Origin of the sequence: Thermosynechococcus sp. B3 (assembly GCF_030323045.1) — a bacterium.
Lineage (GTDB): Bacteria > Cyanobacteriota > Cyanobacteriia > Thermosynechococcales > Thermosynechococcaceae > Thermosynechococcus.
This window is the reverse complement of record NZ_CP097584.1, coordinates 2511925-2537262: the sequence shown is the minus strand read 5'-3', so window position 1 is coordinate 2537262 and position 25338 is coordinate 2511925. Positions and strand designations below refer to the sequence as shown.

General features: G+C 53.5%; 23 protein-coding genes and 1 pseudogene. 14 read left to right on the top strand and 10 right to left on the bottom strand.

The window, feature by feature from the left end:
* Positions 1–122 precede the first annotated feature (122 nt).
* The 3 genes from M0646_RS12510 (at position 123) to M0646_RS12500 (ending at position 3468) form a co-directional block, all read left to right on the top strand.
* On the top strand, positions 123–359 hold the full coding sequence (locus tag M0646_RS12510; protein ID WP_149821348.1) for a hypothetical protein: 237 nt from the start codon (positions 123–125) through the stop codon (positions 357–359).
* An 83-nt stretch (positions 360–442) separates the two neighbouring features.
* A complete protein-coding gene (locus tag M0646_RS12505) occupies positions 443–2191 on the top strand; it encodes a mechanosensitive ion channel family protein (RefSeq protein WP_286625949.1) in 1749 nt (582 codons plus the stop codon).
* On the top strand, positions 2191–3468 hold the full coding sequence (locus tag M0646_RS12500) for an NAD(P)/FAD-dependent oxidoreductase (RefSeq protein WP_149821344.1): 1278 nt from the start codon (positions 2191–2193) through the stop codon (positions 3466–3468). The genes M0646_RS12505 and M0646_RS12500 overlap by 1 nt, the downstream gene beginning before the upstream one ends.
* Here the strand turns inward: M0646_RS12500 and M0646_RS12495 are convergent.
* From M0646_RS12495 to M0646_RS12485, 3 genes are read right to left on the bottom strand one after another with little or no spacing between them, the layout of a single operon-like run.
* Positions 3402–4163, bottom strand: coding sequence for a carbon dioxide-concentrating mechanism protein (locus M0646_RS12495; RefSeq protein ID WP_149821342.1), 762 nt, complete (start codon positions 4161–4163; stop codon positions 3402–3404). The genes M0646_RS12500 and M0646_RS12495 overlap by 67 nt on opposite strands.
* Positions 4163–4891 (bottom strand): pantothenate kinase, encoded by a 729-nt coding sequence (locus M0646_RS12490; RefSeq protein ID WP_255451673.1) that lies wholly within the window; start codon positions 4889–4891, stop codon positions 4163–4165. The genes M0646_RS12495 and M0646_RS12490 overlap by 1 nt, the downstream gene beginning before the upstream one ends.
* A 16-nt stretch (positions 4892–4907) precedes the next feature.
* Positions 4908–5309: an AbrB family transcriptional regulator gene (locus M0646_RS12485; protein WP_149821338.1), complete on the bottom strand. Its 402-nt coding sequence runs from the start codon at positions 5307–5309 to the stop codon at positions 4908–4910.
* A 422-nt stretch (positions 5310–5731) separates the two neighbouring features.
* Here M0646_RS12485 and M0646_RS12480 point away from each other — a divergent pair, with 422 nt between their 5' ends.
* The 3 genes and pseudogenes from M0646_RS12480 to M0646_RS12465 all read left to right on the top strand — a co-directional run bounded on the left by M0646_RS12480 (position 5732) and on the right by M0646_RS12465 (position 9584).
* Entirely contained in the window at positions 5732–6868 is a 1137-nt protein-coding gene (locus M0646_RS12480; RefSeq protein ID WP_286625946.1) for an ABC transporter permease, read from the top strand.
* Positions 6869–6915: 47 nt separating this feature from the next.
* Positions 6916–8092: pseudogene (locus tag M0646_RS12470) on the top strand (PP2C family protein-serine/threonine phosphatase).
* A gap of 73 nt (positions 8093–8165) precedes the next feature.
* Positions 8166–9584, top strand: coding sequence for a hypothetical protein (locus M0646_RS12465; protein WP_286649706.1), 1419 nt, complete (start codon positions 8166–8168; stop codon positions 9582–9584).
* Here M0646_RS12465 and M0646_RS12460 read toward each other — a convergent pair.
* The 3 genes from M0646_RS12460 to M0646_RS12450 all read right to left on the bottom strand — a co-directional run bounded on the left by M0646_RS12460 (position 9581) and on the right by M0646_RS12450 (position 12250).
* Positions 9581–11203, bottom strand: a complete 1623-nt coding sequence (locus M0646_RS12460) for an MBL fold metallo-hydrolase (protein ID WP_286649705.1) — start codon at positions 11201–11203, stop codon at positions 9581–9583. The two genes, M0646_RS12465 and M0646_RS12460, sit on opposite strands and share 4 nt — an antisense overlap.
* 32 nt (positions 11204–11235) lie before the next feature.
* On the bottom strand, positions 11236–11370 hold the full coding sequence (locus M0646_RS12455; protein WP_255451743.1) for a hypothetical protein: 135 nt from the start codon (positions 11368–11370) through the stop codon (positions 11236–11238).
* Positions 11371–11434: 64 nt separating this feature from the next.
* Entirely contained in the window at positions 11435–12250 is an 816-nt protein-coding gene (locus M0646_RS12450; RefSeq protein ID WP_149821332.1) for an FAD-dependent thymidylate synthase, read from the bottom strand.
* 136 nt (positions 12251–12386) lie between these two features.
* Between M0646_RS12450 and M0646_RS12445 the strand changes: the two genes are divergently transcribed.
* The 7 genes from M0646_RS12445 to M0646_RS12415 all read left to right on the top strand — a co-directional run bounded on the left by M0646_RS12445 (position 12387) and on the right by M0646_RS12415 (position 21743).
* Entirely contained in the window at positions 12387–13022 is a 636-nt protein-coding gene (locus M0646_RS12445; RefSeq protein WP_286649704.1) for a Uma2 family endonuclease, read from the top strand.
* Between the two features lie 302 nt (positions 13023–13324).
* Positions 13325–14023, top strand: a complete 699-nt coding sequence (locus tag M0646_RS12440) for an alpha/beta fold hydrolase (RefSeq protein ID WP_255451671.1) — start codon at positions 13325–13327, stop codon at positions 14021–14023.
* 3 nt (positions 14024–14026) lie between these two features.
* Entirely contained in the window at positions 14027–15367 is a 1341-nt protein-coding gene (locus M0646_RS12435) for a GGDEF domain-containing protein (protein WP_149821325.1), read from the top strand.
* 66 nt (positions 15368–15433) lie between these two features.
* Positions 15434–18613, top strand: coding sequence for an efflux RND transporter permease subunit (locus M0646_RS12430; RefSeq protein WP_286649703.1), 3180 nt, complete (start codon positions 15434–15436; stop codon positions 18611–18613).
* Between the two features lie 58 nt (positions 18614–18671).
* Entirely contained in the window at positions 18672–19469 is a 798-nt protein-coding gene (locus M0646_RS12425) for a phosphate ABC transporter ATP-binding protein (RefSeq protein WP_286625933.1), read from the top strand.
* A gap of 174 nt (positions 19470–19643) precedes the next feature.
* On the top strand, positions 19644–20282 hold the full coding sequence (locus M0646_RS12420) for an FHA domain-containing protein (RefSeq protein ID WP_149821319.1): 639 nt from the start codon (positions 19644–19646) through the stop codon (positions 20280–20282).
* 42 nt (positions 20283–20324) lie between these two features.
* Positions 20325–21743 carry a protein kinase domain-containing protein gene (locus tag M0646_RS12415; protein ID WP_149821317.1) on the top strand — a complete coding sequence of 473 codons (1419 nt, stop codon included), beginning with the start codon at positions 20325–20327 and terminating at the stop codon, positions 21741–21743.
* Between the two features lie 4 nt (positions 21744–21747).
* Here the strand turns inward: M0646_RS12415 and M0646_RS12410 are convergent, their stop codons facing one another.
* The 4 genes from M0646_RS12410 to M0646_RS12395 all read right to left on the bottom strand — a co-directional run bounded on the left by M0646_RS12410 (position 21748) and on the right by M0646_RS12395 (position 24435).
* Positions 21748–22887 carry a DUF4335 domain-containing protein gene (locus tag M0646_RS12410; RefSeq protein WP_149821315.1) on the bottom strand — a complete coding sequence of 380 codons (1140 nt, stop codon included), beginning with the start codon at positions 22885–22887 and terminating at the stop codon, positions 21748–21750.
* The gene (locus M0646_RS12405) at positions 22887–23489 is read right to left on the bottom strand and encodes a DUF3038 domain-containing protein (protein WP_149821313.1); all 603 of its coding nucleotides are present in this window, start codon (positions 23487–23489) and stop codon (positions 22887–22889) included. Before M0646_RS12405 ends, M0646_RS12410 begins: the two co-directional genes overlap by 1 nt.
* 9 nt (positions 23490–23498) lie before the next feature.
* Entirely contained in the window at positions 23499–23702 is a 204-nt protein-coding gene (locus tag M0646_RS12400) for a DUF751 family protein (RefSeq protein WP_149821311.1), read from the bottom strand.
* 94 nt (positions 23703–23796) lie between these two features.
* On the bottom strand, positions 23797–24435 hold the full coding sequence (locus M0646_RS12395) for an HD domain-containing protein (RefSeq protein ID WP_149821309.1): 639 nt from the start codon (positions 24433–24435) through the stop codon (positions 23797–23799).
* A 172-nt stretch (positions 24436–24607) separates the two neighbouring features.
* Between M0646_RS12395 and M0646_RS12390 the strand changes: the two genes are divergently transcribed.
* The gene (locus tag M0646_RS12390; RefSeq protein WP_286649702.1) at positions 24608–25264 is read left to right on the top strand and encodes an SMI1/KNR4 family protein; all 657 of its coding nucleotides are present in this window, start codon (positions 24608–24610) and stop codon (positions 25262–25264) included.
* Positions 25265–25338 lie beyond the last annotated feature (74 nt).

Here is a 25338-nt window from a genome sequence, read left to right as displayed (position 1 = left end):
GACTTCATGTGGATTCCCTAACTTTAGTTGCAGCTTCAGCAGATTGCGCCCCAATTTTCCGAGGGGCAACGTATGGTAGTAGATAGGTAAAATCTAAAGAAAACCTTAAAAGGAGGGCAAGTATGACCCCCTCTCTCCTCCGGCAGTTCTGGCACTTTGTTGAGCAAGCACAGGTGGGACGATTGTTGAGTATGGATGATCACGCCCTACAGGGGTGGCTGGTGACGCAGTTTAGTGATGTTTATCCTTTAGAGCATAACCAGCGCTATCATCTGGAACGCTACATTTCCTCGCGTCTCTCGTTAATCCGCGATGTGGCAAGGGAGCAGGTGCTGCAAGCTAGGGTCGACTGCCCCTAGGGAACCGTGAACTGAGTTCAGCCTTCAAAAGGTGAGAGGATAGTCCTAGTTCGTGTTGCCGTGCAGAATATCAGTATGTGCGAATGATCAATGGGTATCAGCGATTATGGCGGTGGGGAGCGATCGCCCTTATCACTTTCTTTTTAGTCCTTCTCTCTCCTTGGTCAACTGTAGCTCAGGTTCCTCTGCCGGGGATTAGTCAAGCCACCGTTGCTCCCACCCCCCCCGGCGTCACCCGCATTGGCGAACTGGAAATTGCCGATGTCCGCTTTGATGGCAATACACTCTTTACAATTGCTGCGCCAACAGTTCGCGATCGCGATAACCCCGGTAACGCAATTCCCGTTGAAGTCCGAGCGGATTTAATTCAATCGAACCTACGGCGGGTACTCCAGAGTGCCCTTGAGCATGGGCGGCGATCGCCCGCAAGGGTAGATATTGGCGTTGCTCGCCTCAATAATGTTTTAGTCATCAGTGCCCGCATTGGCCAAGCGGAACGCACCACTCGCCTCCTGACGGTGACAGAGGCCGACAGCGACTACCATCAACTGCCCCCTGAAACCCTTGCTCAGCAGTGGCGAGACATTTTGCAACAGCAGATGAACCGAGCGATTCAGGAACGCACCGACACAGCCCTGATGTCGCAAATTCAGGGGGCGGTCTTGATCTTTATCAAGGTGGGTGCAGGTAGTTTCGTGATTTTAATTGTGCAACGCTTCTTGATCCGCCAACGCAAGCATCTACAAGGGCAACTGGACACAGTGACCACTCAAACGACGGAACCGGAGTGGGTTTTGCCGCTGCTACCCCACCTGCGACATCACTTTTTTCTCAAGCAGCGCATCAAGCTCATTAGTCTCGTTCGGTATCTACTGTTGTGGGGGCAAGTGGCTCTGTGGCTACTCGGCCTAGCGGCAATTCTGCGCCTTTTCCCCATGACCCGCTGGCTGAGTTCCCAAGTCTATGGCTTGCCGATTCTGTGGATGGTGGTCTGGTTTGGCACGGGGCTGCTGAATCAATTTGCTGACTTGGCCTTTGATCGCATTCGTGTTTTCTGGGAGCAAAATAATCTGCTCAAGTTTGCCGATACCCAGCGTAAAACCCTGCGGATTAGTACCACTGTGGAAGTGATGCGCGGCTTTAAGACCGTTGTCATTTATTTGATTCGACTAGTGGTTATCTTGGGTTCCTTAGGGGTACCTGTTTTCTCCATTCTCGCTGTGGGGGGCTTTTTAGCCTTGGCCATTTCCCTAGGGTCACAGAACTTGGTGAAGGACATTATCAATGGTCTGCTCATTGTCTGGGAGGATCAGTACGGCATTGGCGATGTGGTGGAAATTGAACCCTACTCCGGCTTAGTGGAAAATCTCAATTTGCGCATTACTCAGTTGCGCAATGCCGAGGGTCAGCTGATTACAATTCCCAATAGTACGATTACCAAGGTAGCCAACCTGACCCGCACTTGGTCACGGGTTAATCTCGAACTGTGGGTGGATATTGAAACCAATCCCGATCGCCTGTTGTCCTTGCTGAATGACTTGAGTATCCACTTTTACGAAGAACCGGAGTGGCAACTGAAGATGCTGGAGCGGCCAGAGGTTCTAGGAATTGATCAGATTACCGCCAGTGGCTTACTGGTGCGCATTTGGATTAAAACCCAACCGGGACAACAATGGGTCGTGGGGCGGGAGTTTCGGCGGCGGGTGCTCAACCTGATGGCCGCAGAGGGGATTGCCGTGGGTCGGCTGCATCAACAGCTGCATTTGGCGCGCGATCGCAACGGCAAAAACGACAACGATGAACATACCCATCCTTTTCCCTTGGAATCTTGATGGCAGGTCAGCGCATTTTGGTCATCGGCGGTGGTGCCGCTGGATTTTTTGGAGCGATCGCCTGTGCGACGGCTAATCCCCGCAATCTCGTCACGATTTTAGAAGCTGGGGCAACACTGCTGAGCAAAGTCCGCAGCTCTGGTGGTGGTCGCTGCAATGTCACCCACCACTGTTTTGATCCAGCCCTATTGGTGCAGCACTATCCCCGTGGTGGCAAGGCCTTGCGGGGTGCCTTTAGTCGCTTCCAACCCCAAGACACGATCGCTTGGTTTGAGGCGCGGGGGGTGAAGTTGAAAACCGAAGCCGATGGGCGAGTCTTTCCCGTCAGTGATGATTCAGAAACCATTATTGACTGTCTGGTGCAGGAAGCAACGGCTCTAGGCATTCGCATCTGTACCCGCGCAGCGGTGAAGGAGATGGTGAAAGTCGGCAATGAGTTTCAAGTCACGGTTGCTCAGCAGCCTCAACCCCTTGTGGGCGATCGCGTCCTTTTGGCCACTGGCAGCAGTTCCCAAGGTTATCGCTTGGCAGCACAATTGGGACACACCATTATTCCCCCCGTCCCTTCTCTGTTTACGTTTCACATTGATGACCCGCTCTTGCAGGAGCGCTCAGGCCTCAGTGTCCAACCCGTGGAAGCAACCCTCAAACTGCCGCAGCAGCCGCCCTTAACCCAAACCGGTGCTATTCTCGTTACCCATTGGGGCTTTAGTGGTCCTGTGGTCTTGAAACTCTCGGCATGGGGGGCACGTGCCTTGGCGGTGCAGAACTATCGCGGCACCTTGGTAGTGAATTGGCTCCCCCATCTATCGCTGCCGCAGATTCAAGGGGAGTTGGCAGCCTGTCGTAGCCATACCCCGAAGCGAGCGATCGCTAACCATTGTCCCTTTCCGCTGCCGCGCCGCCTCTGGAGTTACTGGACAACCAGCGTGGGGATTCCGGCTGAGCAAACTTGGGCACACCTCAGTAAAAAACAACTGCTGGCACTGGCGGAGGCCTTGCACCGAGGTACCTTCGCGATCGCTGGCAAGGGCGCCTTCAAAGAGGAGTTTGTCACCTGTGGTGGGGTGGCTCTCAAGGAAGTGGACTTTAAGACCATGGCCAGCCGCTGCTGTGAGGGGCTATTCTTTGCGGGCGAAGTTCTCGATATTGATGGCGTGACGGGGGGCTTTAACCTGCAAAGTGCGTGGACAACGGGCTGGATTGCCGGTCAGGGATTGGCAGAGGGTTCGACGGGCACCGTTTCGGCAGGCGCTTCCACGGCCACACTCTCTTGAGCCGCACCTTGGAGGGCAAGGGGTTCGGTTTCTTTTTGCTTGAGGGTGAGGGGTAGGCGCAGGGGTTGCAGTTCCCGTTGTAGCGCAGGTGCCAAGGGCAACGATTGATCCAAATCCTCAAGGGGACGAGGTACCAACATCACTGCATGGAGTTCACCAATGCGATCAGCTTCTGCCATCCCCGCCTCAAGGGCGATCGCGGTATTGGAGGCCGTGCCGCGAATAATGGCCGTACACAAACCGGCGCCAATGGTTTCGTAGGCCGTTAGGATCACATCTGCCGCCTTGAGCATGGCATCCGCTGCCCCCACCATGGCTGGAAATCCTCGCGTTTCCAATAGGCCAACCGCGTGGCTACTGAGGCGATGGCCGCGACTTTTAGAGGCAATCTGGGCGAGAAGACTGCCAATCGGCAGAATTTTCTCTAGGTTGGGGTCAGGTCGGGGAATGACTAACGTACTGAGTTCTTGACCAAACTGCTGCGCCCGTTCAGCGCCCTCTGCCACGGCAAGGCGCACATCGGCAATTCGCCCGCGCACGATCGCGCTACAGTGGCCACTGCCAATTTTCTCATAGCCCACTAGGAGGACATCGGCGGATTTGAGCATGTGATCGGCAATGCCCACAATTGCCGGAAAGCTCTGGGCTGAAACCAGTCCCAAGGCTAAATCCGTAAAGTCATCCCGTCGCTCCATTAGCGGAATTCGTCAATCCTTTCCATTGGGTGCATTTCTATCTTAACGGTTGGGTTGCGGAGGGCGCGGATCCCCCAAAAAACCAAATGATCGTCTTCACGCCAGCGATCGGGGTCTAAAAATGTTTTTAACAGTTCACTGAGAAAGGGGCGATCGCCCCCGGTCACAATCACCGTACCTTGGGGAAACGCCTGAAAAAAGGCGCCCAGATAGGCGTGTAACATGGCGGCAGTACCGTAGTAAAGACCGCTTTCAATCGCTGTGGTAGTGGTGGCGCCCCAACGGGGGGGTGGCTCTGGGGGAAGCGTCACATAGGGTAACGCTGCCGTATAGTCCGCCAGTGCTCGCGCCATTAACCCAACACCCGGGAGAATCACACCGCCCGCAAATTCACCGCGATCGTTGGCTAGGGTCAGCGTTAATGCAGTTCCCGCATCCACCACACACACTGGTGCCCCATAGACCTGAAGCGCTCCCCAGAGGGCAAGGGCACGGTCAATCCCTAGGGTGGGGTACATCTGAGGAATAGGAATATCCTCGAGGGTGAAGGCGATCGCTGTCGGATAGACTTGGTGCAAGGGCACAGAACCAACACTCGCACCCCAGCAAGGGAGTCCGGGATAGTCTTTGGCAGGATTGCAGGCAACTTCCTCAGAGGTGAGGTGCCAAGTGCGGCTGAGGTGTTCACCGCTAAAGAGTGCCCAGTGCTGCCGACTATTGCCAATCATGAGAGCGAACCATTGATTACTCTGTGGGGACACCATCCACCTCTTCTGGATCTATGAGGTAGAGATGAATATGTTTGTATCCCTGCTTAATTTTGAAGGTATCCCCGGGCTTTAGGTTCATCGCTTTTGTATAGGCGGAACCAATCACAATCTGACCATTTTGGTGCACTTTCACCCGATAGGAGGGCGATCGCCCCCGTCCTGATTGACCATTGACTTCTTTTTCCGATGACTTTACTTCTAGTCCGCTGGCAGCGAGTACCGCTTCGTAAAATTTCCCTAAGTCGACACGCACCTCACCGGATTTTGTGACGCGATAGTAGCCACAGAGCTTTGCGGCTTCTTTACGGGATGCAGAACCCAGTTCACTTAATCGCTGCAAGAGTGCTTTACCAGTTAGGGGCTTTGGTTTTTCCATTCGCTCTATATTTCCTCTATCAGAACACTATTCAAATGAATAAAGCAACTAAATTGTTCTTTAATCAACAGGTACCCACACTAGAGAGAAAAAGCGTGTCTGCGAGAATGATCTGACTAGAAATTATTAGATTTAATCAAGTTACCACTTTATTTGAAACACAAAGTATTCTTTTTAACAATATGTTAGTTTGAAGCAATCAGTATAATCATATAGTGATACCGAATCTATTTAACAAGAAAAGGGATTTGATGTTGGTTTGTTAAGTTTTATTTATCACTTATTGATTTTTGAGTCAAATTTATCTATAGCATTATGCCTCTCTAAAAATACGGAAGACATGTCGGCATTGAGTCTGTCAGAGCAGCCCTAGGATAGAAAAAAGGCTGTATAGTGGCTGTACCCTAGCAGATGAGTGACGAATGACCCCTTGGCAAGCGTTGCGGCGCAACCCCTTAGTGATGGTCAGTTTGGGGGTGTTGCTGACGTTGTACCTGCTGGCGATCGCCGCAGATTTTATTGCTCCCTACAGTCCCTATGCCTTTCAAGTGGAGGGTGCCCTGCTGCCCCCTACCCGCATTTACTGGCGCACCCCCAACGGTCAGTGGCTTGGCCCCCATGTCTATCCCACCCGCTTGGGGCCTGTGAACTTGGAAACCGGGGAACGACCTCTGATCGTGAACTGGCAGGAACCGTCACCCATTCGCCTTTTTGTCAAGGGCAGCCCCTATCGCTTCTTGGAAATTACCCTGCCCCTACCGACCCGCTGGAGTCTCACCAATCCACAAATTGAACCACGTACGATCTTTGCTGGGTTCCCCAGCGATCGCCATCTCTTTGGTACCGTGGGTAAGGGCTATCTGAATCTGTTGGGAACGGATGACCAAGGACGCGATCAGTTGAGTCGGCTGCTCTTTGGTGCCCGCATTAGCCTCAGTATTGGCCTTGTGGGGGTGGCGATCGCCTTCCCGATTGGTATTCTCGTGGGGGCGATTTCTGGCTACTTTGGCGGCTGGCTGGATGCCGTTTTGATGCGGGGTGTTGAGGTGCTGATGACACTGCCGACCATCTATCTGCTGGTGGCCTTAGCGGCGGTACTCCCCGTGGGACTCAGTAGTGGCGAGCGATTCCTGCTGATTACCGTGATCACATCGTTTGTGAGTTGGGCGGGGCTAGCACGGGTGATTCGCGGTCAGGTGCTGGGGATCAAAGAAATGGCCTTTGTCCAAGCGGCGCAGGTAATGGGGGGGCGATCGCTCTATATTATTGTGCGGCATATTATTCCCCAGACAGCAACCTACGTGATGATTGCCGCAACGCTCTCGATTCCCAGCTTCATCGTCGCGGAATCGGTGCTTAGTCTCATTGGTCTAGGGATTCAGCAGCCGGATCCCTCTTGGGGCAATATGCTCTCACTGGCAACGAATGCCTCAATCTTGGTCTTGCAGCCGTGGCTAGTTTGGGCACCAGCAACCCTCATTGTCATCACTGTGCTATGTTTCAACATTGTCGGCGATGGCCTGCGGGATGCCCTTGATCCGAGGCAAACCCAAAAATAGCTAGGAGCCTTGGGATACACTAGGGGGAGATTTTGCAGGCTGAAGCTATGAGCGGCGATCGCCAGCCCTATCGAATTCTCGTCATTGATGATGACCCTACCAGCCGACTGCTGCTGCGCAAAACCCTAAAGGATCTGGGCTACCAAGTCTCGGTTGCTAGCCATGGCCGTGAGGGAATCGCGATCGCCACCGCTGAGAAACCCGCCTTGATCATCTGCGACTGGATGATGCCCGAACTGGATGGCCTAGAGGTGTGCCGTCAAATCAAGCAGGATCAGGAACTCTCCCGCAGTTTTTTTTGTCCTGCTGACCGCCAAGGGGGAACTGGAGGATCGCATTCAGGGCTTGGATGCTGGTGCGGATGAATTCTTATCCAAGCCCATTGACCCCAATGAACTGCGGGCACGGATTCAGGCGGGTCTGCGCCTTTATCAACTTAACCAAGATCTGCTCAAGCAGAAACAACTTCTTGAAGCGGAACTGCACGAGGCTGCGGATTATGTGCGATCGCTCCTGCCAGCTCCCCAAGAAGCCCCCTGCAAAATCAACTACTACTTCTTGCCGTCAAGTCAGTTGGGCGGCGATTGCTTTGACTTTTTCTGGATTGGCGATCGCTATTTAGTGCTTTACATTCTCGATGTGTCAGGCCATGGTTTGGGGGCTGCTCTGCCATCTGTCTCCGTCTTGAACCTCCTGCGCAGCACCACGCGAGAGCAAACGAGCGGCACATTTGACTATCTGCACCCTGCCCAAGTCCTCGAAGCCCTCAACAATGGCTTTCAAATGACGGATCAGCACGAGAAGTATTTCACGATTTGGTACGGCGTGTACGATCGCCAAACACGGCAGTTGACCTATGCCAGTGGTGGACACCCGCCGGCACTGCTCCTCACCCCTGAGGCTGATGGCTGGCGAGCGACTCTCCTCAAGACACCGGGCATTCCCATTGGCATGTTTGCCGACATGGCCTTTAGTCAAGCCACGATTGAAGTCCCCCCTTCGGCAGTTCTCTACCTCTTTAGTGATGGCATCTATGAGTTTGAAACAACCGACAATCGGGTTTGGGGTCTCGAAGCCTTTAGGAAGTTGCTCATGGTTGCCCACACCCAAGACCCTGTGCCGGCGCTGCCCCAGTTGATTGCCCAAGGGCAGAGCCATGCAGCACCCGATGCCTTTGGCAGTGATGATGTTTCATTGGTGCAAGTGGCCTTTCCATCGGCTTAACTTTGCATCTGAGATTGCATAATGTGGCCTTTTCTGTGCAATATCCTAAGCAGTGGGAGAGTGAAAATGCGCTATGGGCGGATGGGAGTTTTTACTGCAAAAGGAGGGCGATCGCGCTTGGTTGCCCCTAGAACCACCCTCGGCGGAAGTTTTGGAGGGCAGTTACCGCTTGATGGCGCGCTGTCCGGTTGCCGAAACCTCGGTGGAAGTGCAAATTACCCATCTTTACGATGATCAGGGGGTGCCCAAGCAGCGCTACCAACGCCGCACCCACCGCAGCAGCTCCACAGGACTCATGGGTATTCTGCCCTTTACGTATTTGCAGGCGGGGCGTTGGGAATTTCAATGCCGTGTGGCCCAAGAGGGGGTGCTGGATGCAGAGGTGTTTGCGATCGCCCTTGATGTCCTTGCCCAAAGCGAAGAGTGGGATTTGCCGGCACTAGAAACCTTGCCTGCGGTTCCAGAGCAGCCAGTGAAAGCTGCCGACCCCCCTAAGCCGCAAGCACCCTCCCCTGCTGAGCTGCCCACGACGCTCATTGAGCTGCCCCAAAGTGCCTATACGATCTTTGCTGATGAAACGCTGGTTTTAGAGGGCACAGTTGCCGTTCCCGGTACAGTGGTGATTCGTTTGCGCAATCCCGTTACTCGCGATGTCGTGCAGGAGCACTCAGTGCCCGCGATCGCCCGCGAGGGAAAATGGGGGTTTCATTGTACACTCACCCCCTTGGCCGATTATCCAGTCATGGTGGGGGAAGCCCGCCTTCTGCCCAACCAACCCCTAGAGCACAGCGATCTTCGCCAAGTGCAAGCCTTTATGGTCACGGTGTTACCGGCACCGGAGATTCCTGCCGTCTCTGCGCCCCCCCAACCCGCCCCACCTAAGAGCGAAACACCCGCTGGCCCGCAGTTGCCCATCTTAGGGGATAGGACTCTCGAACCTGTGCCAGTGAGCGGCTTTTCCCTACCGCCCCAACTGAAGCCTGTAAAAGCCCCTGTTGTCGTGGATTTGCCTAGCTTTTGCCAGCCCCTATCTGCCGTTACCGTACCGCCGCCTCGGGATTTGCCCATTGATCGCCAAGAGCGATTTTGGTTGCGATTGCAACAGTTAGCCGAGTTGGCACCTCCTGTTGAAGCTACTCCCCCAGCATCTAGGAATCCTAAGAGCGCCTATCTATTGACCCCCCCCCAGCTCCTGCTGTCACCAGAGCCACTGGTATCGCCGCTGCACCTCAAGGTGAATTTGCCAGCAACACAACGGGGCTGCTCTGTCAAGGTGTGGATCACCAATGGCGAAACGGGAGAGTTAATTGCTGGCCCCCGCTGGCTCGTGGAGTTTGATTTTTATCGCTATGGGGATTACTGGCAAACCGTCCTTCACATTGATGTGCCCGCGAGTGTACGTTCCATTGCCCTGATGGCGATCGCTATTGACCCCAAAACAGGCGCTGAGAGTCCGACGGTGACCCTGCGGCGGCAGCTCCAAGGGGCCTAGCTTTCGGGTTCCGGCTGTGTTTCTGCCCGCTCAAAGGCTGGACAGTAGCCCTCCGGTGCCACTTTGAAGTTGTACAGTGCAGAAGCCTCGTTCCAGCAGCGCTGACCGCGATAAAACTGGCAATTAAAACAGCTCTCCTGATCGGGGGCGATCGAAGCCGATGTCCCACCCAGCACTTCCTTGGGGGTCATACCGCGAATCAGCAACTGCTCCCCCTGCCATGAGGCAAGGACAAAGCCCGTATCCGCCAACCGTCGCCAGCGCGGATCCGTGGTAATAGAAGCGGGTAGGCGAATCATTGCTTCATCGTTCCACTCACTCACCTCCCCCTCATAGGCCAGTTGCACCAACGAACTCGGCGTCGAAAGTGTCAATTGACCAATGGGAAATTGAATCGTTGAACCACTGGTGGGGGTGTGCAGATGGTAGCGGTTGCTCAATTCATTCAGGCTGGCTAAATCAGCAAGGTAGTTGGGGTCGCCGTGGATAAGCACCACATGCTGCGGGCGAATATTGTGAATCAGTTGCGTCGTTGCAGGGCCATCGGCATGGAGGGAAAGTAAAAACGTATCCACCTCCACATTGGGCAAGCTGGCTAAGGTAGGATCACCGCCCCGAAAGGGCTGACCATAGCGCAGACGCGGGTAGAGCACGAGCCAAGGCTGTTTCCCCTGAGCCACGTAGGGACGCAGGTCTTGATCCTCCTCCACAAGGACAATGGTGGGGGCGTCGCCTCGAATTTGCGCCAAATCGCTTAAGGGCTGCACTTGGGGTTTGACCCGCTGATCCCAAAAGAGGGACTGGTGTTGGGCAAAATTTTGAATGGCCGTGGGTAAATGGGGCAACACCGTGAGGTAGGCATCACAGCCGCGAGCGATCGCTGGCGTGACCCAAATTTGAATCGGCTGTCCCGTAAAAAGATGATGACTGCGCAGTAGGATGAGAATTTCTTGAGCGGTACCGAGGGGCGGCAGCGGCAGTAGGATATTGTAGCCTTGATCAACCGCCGTGCGGATGCGTTCTGCCAGTTGGTTTTCCTGTTGACGGCGGTGGGGATGACGCGCGGTGCCCAAGCTGGCCTCAATGATCAGCACATCCGGCTGCAATCCTCGCAGATCCGCAAGGGGTAGTCCTTCCGTAAAGCGAGTATGGGAGAGGAAAAAATCCCCAGTATAGACCACGCTCAGGGGCGGTTGCTCTGGGTTTGGGTCTTGGTATGTGAGGGCAAAAACAGCAGCCCCCGGTAAATGCCCTGCAGGAAAGAGTTCGGCGGTCAGGCCATCCCCAAACTCAACGGGCGATCGCCAAGGCAAAGCACGACAGAAAGGGGGAACCGTTTCATCCGGCCAATTGAGGGGCAAAAGCTGGGTCGTGACCTCACTGGCATAGATGGGAATATGGGGAAAACGGCGATGGAGTGCCAACAGACTCTGGGCATGATCCGCGTGGGCATGGCTACAGAGGACCAAGTCAAAGGGATGCTGTTCAATTTCATCAAGGGGCAAAACATCAAGGGACGGCACACCACAGTCCAGCAAAATCCGATAGGTGCCAATTCCTAAGCCAATGCACACCCCCTCATCTGCGTGACCCACCCCATAGTTGAGGCACTCGATCATGAATGACGAACAGTCACCCTCCTTGGTTAGCTTTAGTGAGCAGAACCGTTGCCGTGGTAGTTATCGGTGTCGTAGAAGCCATTGCGGGTGCCAAAGACCAAACACAGCACAATAAACACCGGCGTAATGGCCAGTAGAATGGGTTTCACGTTAATAGCAACGTCCATGGCTGCGCTCCTCGCTCTTGTCAACTCAGACGATGGTGTGTTCTGCTACTCAGTGTATCGTGGATCATTGGGGGGCATGTGCTGATTTTCTCTCCTCAAAGTAACGCAACTGCCGCCAACCCACAAAATTGGCATAGGGCTGGCGATCGCCCATGCATTCTGCCACGTGTTCTAGGGGAGACAGGTGCTTCGGTTCTGCCCCCGCCAAGCGTTGATAAAGCGCCAGATCAGAGGCGGGGTCACTGCGTTGGCCATCCCGCAGATAGTAGGACACCCGCGCACAACGTGCCACAGACATATACTTACACTCCTCAAGGCTATATTGCTCGCGCTCACTGGGATCGATATAGGGAAGGTGCCAATCCCCCACCGCCACGGGTGTCGGTTCATGGGTTTCCAGTAAATGCTGAATCAGCTTAGCCAAGGCTTGCATTTCGGGCTGGGCATCGGGGTGGTTGCGCAGGCGCAAAAAGTTTTCCCACTCCGTGCTACTCACCACCGTTTGCATCCACATCCACGGCTCCAGCATGCGGTTCACCACCTGCTTGTGAATGCCTAGTTCATGGAGTTGGCGTGCCCCCTCAAGAACCGCGAGGCGGGTTTTCAACCAAATTTCCTTTGCTGCCTCCTTGTGTTCACTCTCTTGGCGCGCCTGCATGCCCCGCTGGTTTTGTCCCCAATGGTAGGGAATCACGGGATCCTCTTCCACCTGCGCCATCATTTTTGTGACCGGTACTGCCCGCGAACTGGCGGAATTACGGGAAAACACGCGATGGGTGAGAAGTTCACTATGGATAAAACGCGGATACGTTAGTTGCAGCGTCACCAAGCGCACCCCTGCTGGCGAAATTGAATCGGCAATCACACGCCCGTCTTGCATCTTTGTCTCTTCTGAATCTCTGCCTTTTCTAGGCTAGTGCAAGGGGAACACCGTCTGCGCGATCCGCAACCGCAAAGCGCGTCAACCTTGATGCTGTGGCACAGTGGAACTAGACCTGTTGTGGATATACCTTGCCATGTATGCGGTTGTTTCTCCAGCCAAAATTATTCTTCCCCCCGGCAGTGTCCTACGCATGCCGGGTACGTGGCAAGATTACTGTTGCCTCCGCAACAGCCGTGGCGATGGTTCGATTCCCCGCATCAAGTTTCGTCGGGGGGAAATTTTGCTCATGAGTCCCTTACCCCGTCATGGCCGCGAAGCGAATATCGTTGCCGATGTTGTCAAAATTTTGCTGGATAGTGAGGAGCGCAATTACGAAGCCTTTACGCCGATCACCATGGAGATTCCTGAGATGGGTGGCATTGAGCCTGACTATTGCTTCTATATTGACAATTGGACGGCAGCCGTCGGCAAAGACCGTATTGATTGGCAAACCGATCCGCCACCCGATTTGGTGATTGAGATTGATGTCACCACCTATACAGTGGCTGAGGACTACCTTCTTTATCGCGTTCCTGAAGTGTGGCTCTTTACGTCAACGGGCTTGAGCATTTATGCTCTCGATGGCCAGACCTATGTCCCTCGATCCAAAAGCCGCTATTTTCCAGACATTAACTTAGTAGCGTTGATGAGTGCTGTCCTCGAAGAGACGGCAACCCAAGGCACAGGGGCTGCGCTGCGACGGCTGCGGCAACAGTTTTCTAGTCAATAGGGAATTGTTAAAGATTGCTTTCTCAAGGAAAAAGGGGGTTGCTAGATCACCTAGGACGATTCCTCGTAGATGCTATGCTTTTTGTAGCATTGCCCTTAAGGTTTCTAACTGAATTCATCCCCTAAAAATTAAAAAATTTTAACTAATTGGCTTATTAGTGTGAAACTTCTATACCAATGACACACCAAGTTGCTTGTGTTTCCGAGTCTCTCAAGCCATACGTCCAAATTGACCAGTGGGGGACAGTTCCTGTTGTTCTAGGACACGGTTTTGGTACCGATAAAAGCGCTTGGGATTACCTAATGCCTTTCTTGCCTGAGGACTTCACCTATATTCGCTATGATCTTGCAGGCTGTGGCTCCGATGAAGACACGTTGCGCCGCTACGACCTGCAAAGACACAGTCATTTGTATGGTTATGCTGACGATCTCATTGAATTACTAGATAGCCTTGGTGTCCAATCCTGCATATATGTTGGTCATTCCGTCAGTTGCATGATTGGCGCAATTGCCGCGATCGCCAGACCTGACTTGTTTCGGCGACACATCTGGATTGGCCCCTCCCCTTATTACCTGAAAGAGGAGAATTATCCCGGCACCCTCCTGCCGGAAGACCTACAGTCGATTTATGAGGCAATGGTCACCAACTACCAAGCTTGGGCAGCGGGATTTGCTCCCCTGATGTTTGGTGTGACCGACGAGCACCGCTTGGCTAATTTTTCGCAAACCCTCTTTCGCTTGCAGCCCGATATTGCCCTGCGTACCCTACAAATGATCTTTGAAGCAGATACCCGCTCCTTTATCAGCAAGGTCAAGCAACCGGTTCATCTGATTTTTAACCGCGACGACTTTGTTGTGCCCCAGGGGGTGGCCCTGTGGCTGCAGGCAGCCCTACCCCAAAGTACCCTTGACTGGATTGACGCCCAAGGTCATCTGCCCCACATGACCCATCCTGAGGTTGTTGGTCCACTCCTCAGAAAATATGTCATATACGCCAACTAGGGCATGCTTAAAAAGTTGCAGCAACACTCCTCCCACCAGCTTCTGCCCACCCCCGATGGCATTACTGCTTTTTGCCACTTAATTGCCAGTTGGTTTCAGGTGGATCTGGTGCTTGCCCTAACAGTGAATGAGGCGGGCGATCGCGCCCAAATCATCACTACAAGCAGCGCAACCCCCTTTCCGCCAATCGAGCTGCGGTGTCCGTGGCGAGACGTCCTGCCGGCTGCTGCTGTGGATTTGACGCCTTTACTACAGAAAAAACTGCCCTCAATTTTTTTGTGCTATCTAGACCGCATTGAACAACTGGTCTACCTGCCCTGTGGTGAGCCCGCACAATGGCGTCAAGGATTGTTATTGATTAATCCGCAGGCCAACCTTTTGGGGCGAGTGACCCAACAAAAGGAATACATCGCCGCCCTCTATCGGCAACTATTGGCGGATCACTACCGGAATCAGCAAAATTTTCTTTTTGAAGTACAATTTCAAGATATTTTTAACACTGTTCCCCTAGGCTTGGTACTCATCAAAGGGGATGGCACTACGGCAATGGTGAACGCCTATGCCAGTGACTGGCTGCAACTACCGCCGGGCAACCATCCCATTTCCCTTGTGGCGCAGCACATGAAACAGGCACGGCAACGTTGCGATAACCGTGAGGAGCTAGAGCGCATTTTTGCGGATTTGGGTACCAATGCTAACTTTAGTGCCAAGGGGGAATGTCAGCTTGGTGAGAAAACAGTGCTCATTGATACCCACCCCGTCCAAGGGGATGGCAGGCTAGGGCGCGTGTGGATTTTTTCGGACATCACCGATATGCGCCAGCGGGAGCAAGCACTTTTGGCCTTGGCGTGGTTGGATCCCCTCACTGGCGCCTACAACCGCCGGTTTTTGTTGAGTCGTGTAGAAGCCTACGAAACCCAAGCGGCAAGCGGACAGACGAGCCTAGCGGTCATGATTTTCGACATTGATTACTTTAAGCGCATCAATGATACCTATGGTCACGATCAAGGGGATGTTGTCCTGCGCACATTGGCAGCAAGAGCCAAGCAGGTGTTAGAGGCTTGCAAAGACGGTATTTTGGTGCGCTGGGGCGGCGAAGAATTCGTCCTTTTGTTTTTTGCCTTAAACGAGGACCACGCCAAATCGGTGGCGGAGAAACTTTGCGCTGTGGTGAGAAGCAAACCAATTGAACTAGGAGATCAGCAGTTTTTGGCTGCAACCATTAGTTTGGGTGGCACGCTTTTTCGACCGGGGGAACAGGTGATCAGTGACTCGATTCCTCGTGCGGATCAGGCCTTGTATAAGGCGAAACATGGGGGGCGCGATCGCTGGGTGTGGATATGAAAGCTCAGAAACGATTTGTTAGAGTAGCGGTGTCTAAGGGATCACGTTTACACCAGTTGAACTGATATGACCTCCCCACGGTTTAGTTTTAGCGGCTTGGCGGTGACCCGCCACATCGGCACCCTGATGCTGACCCTGACTGTCATTGTGTTGGCGGTCTTTATTCTCATGCGGCTGCAAGTGGATTTGTTGCCGGCGATTACGTACCCGCGCATTGGGGTACGGCTGGATATTCCGGGGGTGGTGCCTAGTGTTGCTGTTGAGGAGGTGACCAAGCCCCTTGAGGAAGCCCTGAGTCGCACAGAGGGAGTGGTACAGGTCTATTCCCAAACCCGTGAAGGTCAAGTCAGTATTGATTTATTTTTTGAACCCGGTGGCGATGTTGATCAGGCCTTAAATGAGACCACTGCTGCTTTTAATCGTGCCCGCAGTACCTTGCCCGATATTATTGAGTCGCCGCGCCTCTTTAAGTTTGATCCGTCGCAATTGCCGGTCTATGAGTTTGCACTGACCTCAGAAACCCTTAGTGGCCGCGAGTTAAGGGTCTTTGCCGATGAGGACTTGGATCGCGAACTGAGTATTGTCCCCGGTGTGGCAGGGGTGGACGTCTCTGGGGGCACCACCGAAGAAATACGAATTCTTGTGGATTTGAACCGATTGCAGGCCACGGGCGTAGGATTGAACCAAATTTTAACGGCGCTCAGCGATCGCAACCAAGATGTCTCTGGGGGGCGCATTCGCGGCCAGATGGCAGAACCCCTAACCCGCACAGTGGGACGGTTTCGTAATACCAGTGAAATTGAGGATGTGGTGCTGACAGGCGCCAATGGTCAGCGGGTCTATCTGCGGGATGTGGCGCAAGTGGTGGATGGTAGTGCTGAACAACGGGTATTTGTAACGCTCAATGGTCAGCCCGCCGTTAAAGTCAGTATTCTCAAGCAGCCGGAAGCCAATACGGTGGAAGTGGCCGATGGTATCAAGCGGCGTTTAGCCGAGCTACAGGCAGCCAATCTCGTGCCCCGCGATGCGCAGATCATTCCTGTCCTTGATGAGTCGGTTTATATCCGCAATTCCCTGAACAATGTGGTCACAGCAGGCCTGACGGGAACGCTGTTGGCAGCGATCGCGGTGCTGCTGTTCCTTGGCTCGGTGCGGCAAACCCTGATTATTTTGCTGGCCATTCCTCTGTCAACGATGGCCGCGATGTTGCTGATGGGGCTATTTAACTTCTCCCTCAATGTGTTTAGCTTGGGTGGACTCGCCCTTGGGGTTGGCATCGTTGTGGATAACGCCATTGTGATGTTAGAAACCTTGGCGGATATTGACCCCCACCACATGAGCCAAGAACAGTACCTTGAGGAGATAAAACGGCGTAGCCAAGGCATCGAATCAGCACTTTTGGCCTCTACTCTCACTAACTTGGTCGCTATTTTGCCCTTTTTGTTGCTGGGGGGCTTGATTGCACTGCTCTTTAATGAGTTGATTCTAACCATTAGTTTTGCGGTTGCCGCATCGCTGCTGGTGGCACTCACGGTCGTGCCGGCCTTGGCCTCGCGCTTTTTGGGGGTGCCGGTGCAAAATCGCCTACGGCAGGTCGCGTTTATTCGCCTTTTTAATGAAAAGTTCCTCTGGCTGACGGGGCGCTATGAATGGGCCTTGGGGCAAGTGCTACGGGCACGCTGGCTGGTGGTGGGGCTGGCGATCGCCCTTCTAGGGGGAGGAAGTTGGCTTTTGGCTCAGCAAATTCCCCAAGAACTGCTGCCGCGCATTAATACGGGTCAAGTTAACCTCATGGCCATTTTTCCACCGGGAACCCCCCTGCCCACCAGTCGCCGTGTCATGGAGGCAGTGGATCAGGTGCTGATGGCTCAACCGGGCACGGAGGCGGTCTTTACCACAACTGGCGGTGCCCTCTTTGGCACGAATACCATTGCCAATCCCCTGCGAGCTAATAGCACCATTGTTCTGCGGCGCGGTGTTAGCGTGGATCGCTATATTACGGAAGCGACGAAAGCCCTTGATCAACTCAACCTTGTAGGGGTGCGGCTGCGCTTGAGTCCTGGCCAAGTGCGCGGCATTATTCTTACCAACTCGCCGGTGCGCGGTGCCGATGTGGATGTGATGTTACGGGGCAGTGATGAGCAGACCCTCAACCGCTTTGGTCGCCAAGTGCTGCAAGTCCTTGATGAAAAAGCCACATTGGTGCGCTTTCGCCCCGATGCGGATCCTCGCCAGCCAGAGATTCAAATTTTGCCAGATTGGGAGCGGGTAAGCGAACTGGGGCTGAATACCCTCAACCTTGGCCAGACAATTCAAACAGCTTTGGAGGGGTTTGTGCCCACTCGCCTGCAACGGGGCGATCGCCTAGTGGATATTCGTGTCCAACTAGACAGTGAAAGCATTCAAACGCCTACTGACCTGACAACGATTCCCCTTTTTACCGCCAATAACCGTCCCCTCCGCCTTGGGGATGTCGCTCGCATCGAACCCAGTCAAGCCCCCGGTGAAATCCGCCGCATTAACCAGCAGCAGGTCTTTATGCTAGCGGGCAATCTTGTTGAAGGTGCCAGTCTCAGTGCTGCCCTTGCCCAAGTGAATGACATTCTCAACGATCTGGGGTTTCCGCCGGGCGTGTCCCTGATGCCAAGTACGGCGGCTCAAGCCAATCAGCAATTGCAACAGGCCTTAGTGGTCTTAGGCGGTTTGGCGGCCTTTCTCGTGTTTGTGGTCATGGCGGTACAGTACAACTCGTTGCTTGACCCCCTAGTGATTATGTTTACGATTCCCTTGGCCTTGGCCGGTGGAATTTGGGGCTTGTACCTGACACGGACGGCCATTGGCGCCACGGTCATTGTCGGTGCCATTTTGCTTGTGGGGATTGTCGTCAACAATGCCATCATCATGGTGGAGTTAGCGAATGAGATTTACCGACAGGAAGGCTGTAGCCATAGCCAAGCCATTCGCAAAGCTGCCCCTGCCCGTCTGCGCCCAATTATGATGACCACAATTACAACGGTGGTGGGAATGTTCCCCTTGGCATTGGGGCTAGGCGAAGGCTCAGAATTTTTGCAGCCCCTTGGCATTGTTGTGTTTTCTGGGTTGGCTGTGGCAACACTGCTCACCCTCTTTCTCATTCCCTGTTTTTATGTGATCCTGCATGGCTTTGAGCGTACTGCCCACCGCGGTCTTCCTGATTCATTGCCAGCGCCGGCCCATCCCTCCCCTGAGGAGCTTCAGGAACGCTAAGCTGTAGGCCAACATTACTGTTTAGAGTGGTAGTGACGCCTCTGCCGAGGTTCTGCTGATGACTGCTGTTGACCCGATTGCCGTTGGTCAAAATACCCTCCTCGAGGTACGCCAACTGAGCGTGTTTTATCGCAGTCAACCACTGCTCAGCGATGTCAGCCTCACGATTCAGCCACGACAACTGGTGACGTTGATCGGTGCCTCTGGATCTGGTAAGAGCTTACTGTTAAGCTGTTTGAACCGCTTTATTGAACTTTTTCCGAATCTCCATGTGACTGGCGAAATTCGCTATCGGCAGCACGCCCTCAAGGAGTGGCATGCATCGCAACTGCGCTCTCGTATGCCGATGATTTTCAGCAAACCGAGTCTCTTTCCAAAATCAATCTATGAAAATGTCGCCTTTGGTGCTCGGGTGCATGGCTATCAAGGGGATCTCGATGCCCTTGTGCAATCTTCCTTGGAACAGGTGAATCTGTGGCAAACTCTGAAGAATCATTTGGGCGAGCCGGCACTAGAGCTATCCCTAGAGCAGCAACAACGCCTTTGTCTGGCGCGGGCGATCGCCCTGCAACCGGAGATTCTGTTACTGGATGACCCCTGCATGGGGCTTGATACTGCTGCAACCCGCCGCATGGAGGAGTGTCTGTGTCACCTCAAACAAACCTACACCCTGATTATGGCAACCCATCACCTACGACAGGCAGCGCGGATTTCTGACTGGACAGCCTTTTTAGCCCTGCAACCCAATCGTCAGGGGCAGACAGTGGGACAACTGATTGAGTACGCCCCCACGCGCTTACTTTTTCAAAGGCCACAGCATCCCTTAACCCGCGATTATGTCAGTGGTCGTTTCTAATCATTCTCACTGGGCAGCAGTTTGGCAATGAACCCGTGTAGAATTGGGGTGTAAAAGCTAACCTAAATGTAGAGGCAGCTAGCTTTTTTGGCTTTACTCTGGGAAGTAGAGATAAGCGATGGGGACCTTAATCTTAGGTTGGTTGGATCGGCAGTGGAATAGAGCATCATTTGTATGATTATCTGTTCCGAGTGTTTTCATCCCAATCCCGTTGGTGCTGTTCAATGTGAAGCGTGCTTTTCGCCCATGCCCAGTATGACTCCTTGTCCAAATTGTGGTGCCCCAGTTCAACCAGAGGCTAGTTTTTGTGGCCAATGTGGTTTCAATCTGCGTCGCATTGCCGTCAGCGCACCCCCAATGCCAGAGGTGATGCAACACACAGCCAGTGCTGCCCCCACAGCCGCTGCCCATCAAGGCCGCCTGACAACGCTACCCCCGCCGCCCCCACCACCGGCCCATGTCTTCTCCGTTGAGATTGCCACCATTGAAGCCAAGCTGATTCATGTGCAAACTCGTACAGAACTGCAAATTCCCACCGGGCGTCCCGTCATTCATATTGGCAAGCCCAATGATCGCATTCCCCCCGATATTGATGTGGCTGGCTTCCCCAACTCAGAAATTGTCTCCCGTATCCACGCAGATCTGCGGATTGAGGGGGATGCCCACTATATTGAAGATGTGGGCAGTGCCAATGGAACTTACATTAACAATACTCCCCTTTATCCGGGCAATCGTCACCGCCTGCAATCGGGCGATCGCATTGCCTTAGGGAAGGGAGATTTAGTCACTTTTATCTATGAACGCATCTCCTAGTTCTTTAGAGTGTATTCAGGTACGAAGAGGCGGTTAGACAACGTGATTACATTGACATTACTCCATCCTGTTCAAGCCACCCCAGTCCAAAGCTGGACCTTTGAGAATGAAAATGTCATCCGTATTGGCCGAGCAGTCGATAATCATGTCGTGCTCTATAGCGCGGTGGTGTCGCGTCACCATGTGGAACTCCGTCGTAATGGCTTGCAATGGGAAGTGGTCAATCTTGGCACCAACGGCACCTACTTGGATGGCAAACGCATTCAGCAGGCAACCTTGATGGATGGCGGCATCCTGCGCTTGGCACGCTCTGGACCCAATATTCAAATTCGCCTCGGTTCTGATCAGCGTCCTGCCACTCCCAATGCCCGCATGGAAACGTTGCCCGAAGGTCGCTTGGTGGATGTTGAGAAGGGCACCTATTCAGGGGAAGAAGAAGCCATTGGCACAGCCGCCGAACCCACCTCCCGTGCTGAAGAAAGCACCCCCACCTCCAGTAGTAGCAGTGCCACCGCCGAAGAGGAGGAAGAGGCTGAGTTTGCGGTGACAGGACAACTACCGGTTCATTTACTCAGCGAGTGGCGTGCTCCCCCCGATTGCCAGCACAACCATGCCCAAGAGAACGATGTTTTTTGCATTGACTGCGGTGTGCCTCTGCGCGTCTGGAAAACCCTCGGCAACTACCAGATTATTCGTGCCCTTGGTCAAAGCAACATTTATTTGGGCTGGCGCAGTGGCTTAACGGCAGTGATTAAGGGACATAGTCTTGCGGCGTCACGCAACGAAATCCGTGCCTTTCAGCGCCAAGCGCGGCAATTGTGCAAAATCGAGCATCCGGTCTTACCCCAGTTTTGGGAGGCCTTTCAGTGCGGCAGCGATTCCTACTTGGTCTCAGAAATGATCTATGGTCAATCCCTAAAACAGCGGGTTCAGGAACAAGGGCCAATGAACGTGATTGAGGTCAGTCGTTGGCTGATTCCTGTGTGTGAATTGCTTGAGGTGCTGCACCAGCAAGACCCCCCTGTGTTGCATTTGCACATTCGTCCGTCCAATCTTATTCATCCCTACGTTAAGCGGGAAACAACCAATCTAGTGCTTGTGGGCTGGGGCAAAGCCTCTGTCTTGACCTCTGACTCAGGGACATTTATTGGGACAGTGGGCTATTCGGCGCCAGAACAGCAGGAGGGAAAACCCGAACCCGCTTCAGATCTATTTGCCTTGGGGGCAACGATGGTGTACTTGCTCACGGGCTATGAACCGGAGACCTATTTCCGCTGGGGCACCCGTGAATATCGTCTCTATGCCGAGGACATTCCCCATTTGGATCCGCTAATGGTGGATTTAATTAACTGCTTGACCCATCCTGATCCTCGGGAACGCTATCCCAACGCCGCCGAAGTCAAGAAACGCTTGCAGGAAATTGCGACGATTACCCCCGCCGTCTCTTCAAGTGCCTCATAGAACATCAATTTTCACCAAACACTTGCACGCTTCCAGAGGGCATCAACACTAACCGCAGTAAAATCGGGCGATCGCCCCCAAAGGGACTGGCAAGGGGGCTTTGCTGTAAAGGAATTGGGGTGCGATCAATAAAGCGAACGGCTGCACCATTGAGGGGCAGCGCTTGAGCAAGGGTGCCATCGGGGTTGAGCACAATGCGGTATTCCAAACTCGTGTCTAAACTAGCCGGCGGGCGCCAACGGTCTTGAAAATAGGTTTTCACCTCCCGCAGGGTGGTTGCAGGGACGGGGGTGGTTTCGGCTGGAGGGGTGATCATTGGGGCAGGTTCAATACCGGCGGGCGCGCGGTCAGCGGGAGCTTGCACCACCACATTATTTTGATCAGGGGGTTGCGGGGGAGGTGCCTCTTGGGCAACAGGGGGCGGGGGTGGCACGATCGCTGGGGGCGGCATTTCTGGCGGCGAGGGCAGCGGCACAAGGGTAGATGTTTCAGGGGCAGCTGGCGGCGGGCTAGGTAGGGGAGCCAGTTGTGGGGTTTCCGCAGGTTCTGGCAATTCTGGCAAAGGGGATGGCATTGCTAGGGGAGGCAAGTTAGGTTCCTCACGGGTGGCCTCAGAGGAAGTGACGACCATTGAAGCGGGGGGGATGAGCCAGCGTTGGGTGACAAGGGTAAAGGCAGCAACCACACCCACGGCCACCGCTGCACTTTTGGCCCAGATTGGGATTTGAGCAACAGTTGATTGGGCGCGCCCCACCAGTTCCGGCAACGGCTCCATCACGGCAGACCAGTCATCAAGAACCGTCACCAAATCGTATAGTTCTGTCAGTTGCAGAAGAATTACCCGCCCATCGGCTAGATGGAGTTCATGTTCGAGGGGCGATCGCGATCGCAGGACAAAGCCCTCTGCGGTTACTTCTGTCGGTGTTTGGTGATGACTCAAGAAAGCCTCAATATACTCGTTGACCAGCGTTTTGAGTTGATAGAGCTGGCGATCGTTACCCTCAAAGCAGAGTTTTTCTCCGACAGCCAGTGTAAAGTGGAGCGATCGCACCGGCGCACGGCGCAGCTTCTGAGTGAAGGGCAAAAATTCAGCAGCAACATCCAATTGGCAGGTGGGTTGAGAGTAGCTGAGGGTGGTACTCATTAGACATCGGAATGGGGAAACAGGGTGGGCAATTCAGGAGCTGGTGCAGGGATTGGTTCAGGTTCCACCAACGATAGCGAGGGGGGCGCGGGAGTAGTGCGTTCTAGCAGGGTGATCCAAAGGCGACGTGCCCCTTGGGGCGTACTGTAAAAGAGCAAATCCACGAGTAAATCTAAGGCCAGTTGTGCCAATTCACGACCATCGCTGCTGTTGTCGGCCATTCGCTCTTGATACAAATTGGTGAAGCGGTCAATGTAATCCCCGAGAATGGGTTCTAAGTGGGGCGGGCGACCTTGACTCGTCTGCTGTTGCCAGCGTTCAATGGCGGTGCGGATGGTTTGCTGGTGTTGCTGCGCTAAGCGGGTGCAGATCAAGGCCAAGGCACGGGCTTCATCCACATCCAATTTGCGTCGCCCATTACGACCTCGCCGCAGGGGACTTGATTGCCGCAGTCGCCATAACCCCACGCGATCGGGCAAATAGGCCTCAAACCCCATGGCTTCTGCCAATGCCAGTACCTCTGCCGAACCCACATGAGCCAAGGCTTCGAGACTCAGCAAAATCAGGTCAATTTGTGCCTTGATGGGCAGGGAAGAGGTCATCGTGCCACCTTATGCAGCGGTTAAACCCAACATTGCGCGTAACGTCAATGCCACAAATGTGAGGAGTCCCACCATGAGGCCAATAAGGGCGATCGCGCTCAGCGGACGCTTCAAAAGAGGCACCAATGGCTCAACGACATTCCACACTACGCCCAATAGAACCGTAACAAAATACCGTTGGTAGCGCAGGACATTTTCCCAAAAGCCATCCATTGATTGATGCTCCTAACTTGGTGACGCCAGTGGGCTTGAAATTGCTTTCATGATACTACTCCTGCGGAGACTCTAGGGAAGCACCACCCTTGGCCTATACCATAGGCACATAACTAGACGGCAGCACAAAGCCCTCCCGACTCACAACGGCACGGGTCAGTTCTTGGTAGGTGTGTTGCAACTGCTCTAACAGGCCTAGAGGAATAAGATGAGCACCCTCAAAGGCAGCAATCAACTCGCGGTAGTACCAAAGAACCCCCTCTCGACCCGCCCGAAAACGTGCCCAAACATCACCACCAATGTTGCCATAGTCTCTAAGAATGCACAGTAGGTTGTGCAATTTATCACTGGCGGAGACCAGTTGAGTGTCGCGATCGGCAGTGGTGCCCTGTTGAATGTGTTTGATATAGGCTAGTTTGCGAGTTGCCCAAGGCAATTTTGCATCTCCTTCTAGGGTATTGGCCACTGAATCAGAACAGGCACGGACAATTGCAGCAACGCGATCGCCATAACGCTCACGAATAGCCTCTAGGGTCAGTAGTCCCCCTTGATCTTCAACAGCATCATGGAGCAAGCTGGCGATCGCCACATCCTCATCGGCACCATACTCAAGGGCGATCATTGATACTGCGACTAAGTGGGAAATATAGGGCACATTTGATCCCTTGCGCGTTTGTTCACGATGCAGAACAGCGGCATACTCCAAAGCATCGAGATAACGTAGAGAGGGCATCTGCTTCACCTCAAGCATCTATTGCTATTGTGCGACAGCTCTTTTCTGAAATGTGGCGTACATGAAGGGGATGCGATTCTCTTCTGTACCGGTTTTCAGAGTTTTGAGTGTCTTTGTGACAAGAATGGTATGTCTCTGCCTGCTGCCAGAAAGTATCACTGGAGAATCACTGATGAGCATTCATGAGAGCTTAGCGATCATCCTTGACTGGATGAGAAACCATGCGCCAAACGTCCTAGAAGGACTGAACCCACCCGCTAGTGCTGCTGAAATTGCCAGAGTGGAGTCTGCCATTGGCCTACCACTGCCCCCCTGCTTCAAAGAATTCCTCAGTCTGCACAATGGCGAATCTGGTATAGTCGGGGCACTACTTGGAGATGGGAATAAGCTCCTCTCCTGCGATGACATCATCCAGCAATACGAACTAGATCAAGACATTGGCCGCAGTTGCCAAGACCCTGATTTCTTTAGCATTTCCTTTTGGAAGAATCGGGTGGCTTCCCAAGTTATTTTTATCAAAGGGGCGGTGAAACCGTTGATTTATCATCCCCACTGGATTCCAATTACTTGTATGAATGGTGACATTCTGCGATACATTAACCTTGACCCCGCGCCCACAGGGACGATCGGGCAGGTGATCGAGGTTTGTGATGAAAACTGTAGCTATGAAGTTCTTGCCAATTCCTTTGAAGAGTTACTCAGTCACGATGCTCAGCAGTTGATCGCAGGTGACTATCAATTCAATCCAGAGTATGAAGAAGTCATGCTTCAAACCCCCAAAAATATACTGGAGTGGGAAATGCCAGACTGGCTGGCACGCTTGGCTTAAGGGAGAATCACAATGTACTTATCATATTTAGATCACATTATAAAGATTTGTTAGCAAATTGAATTGCTTATTGT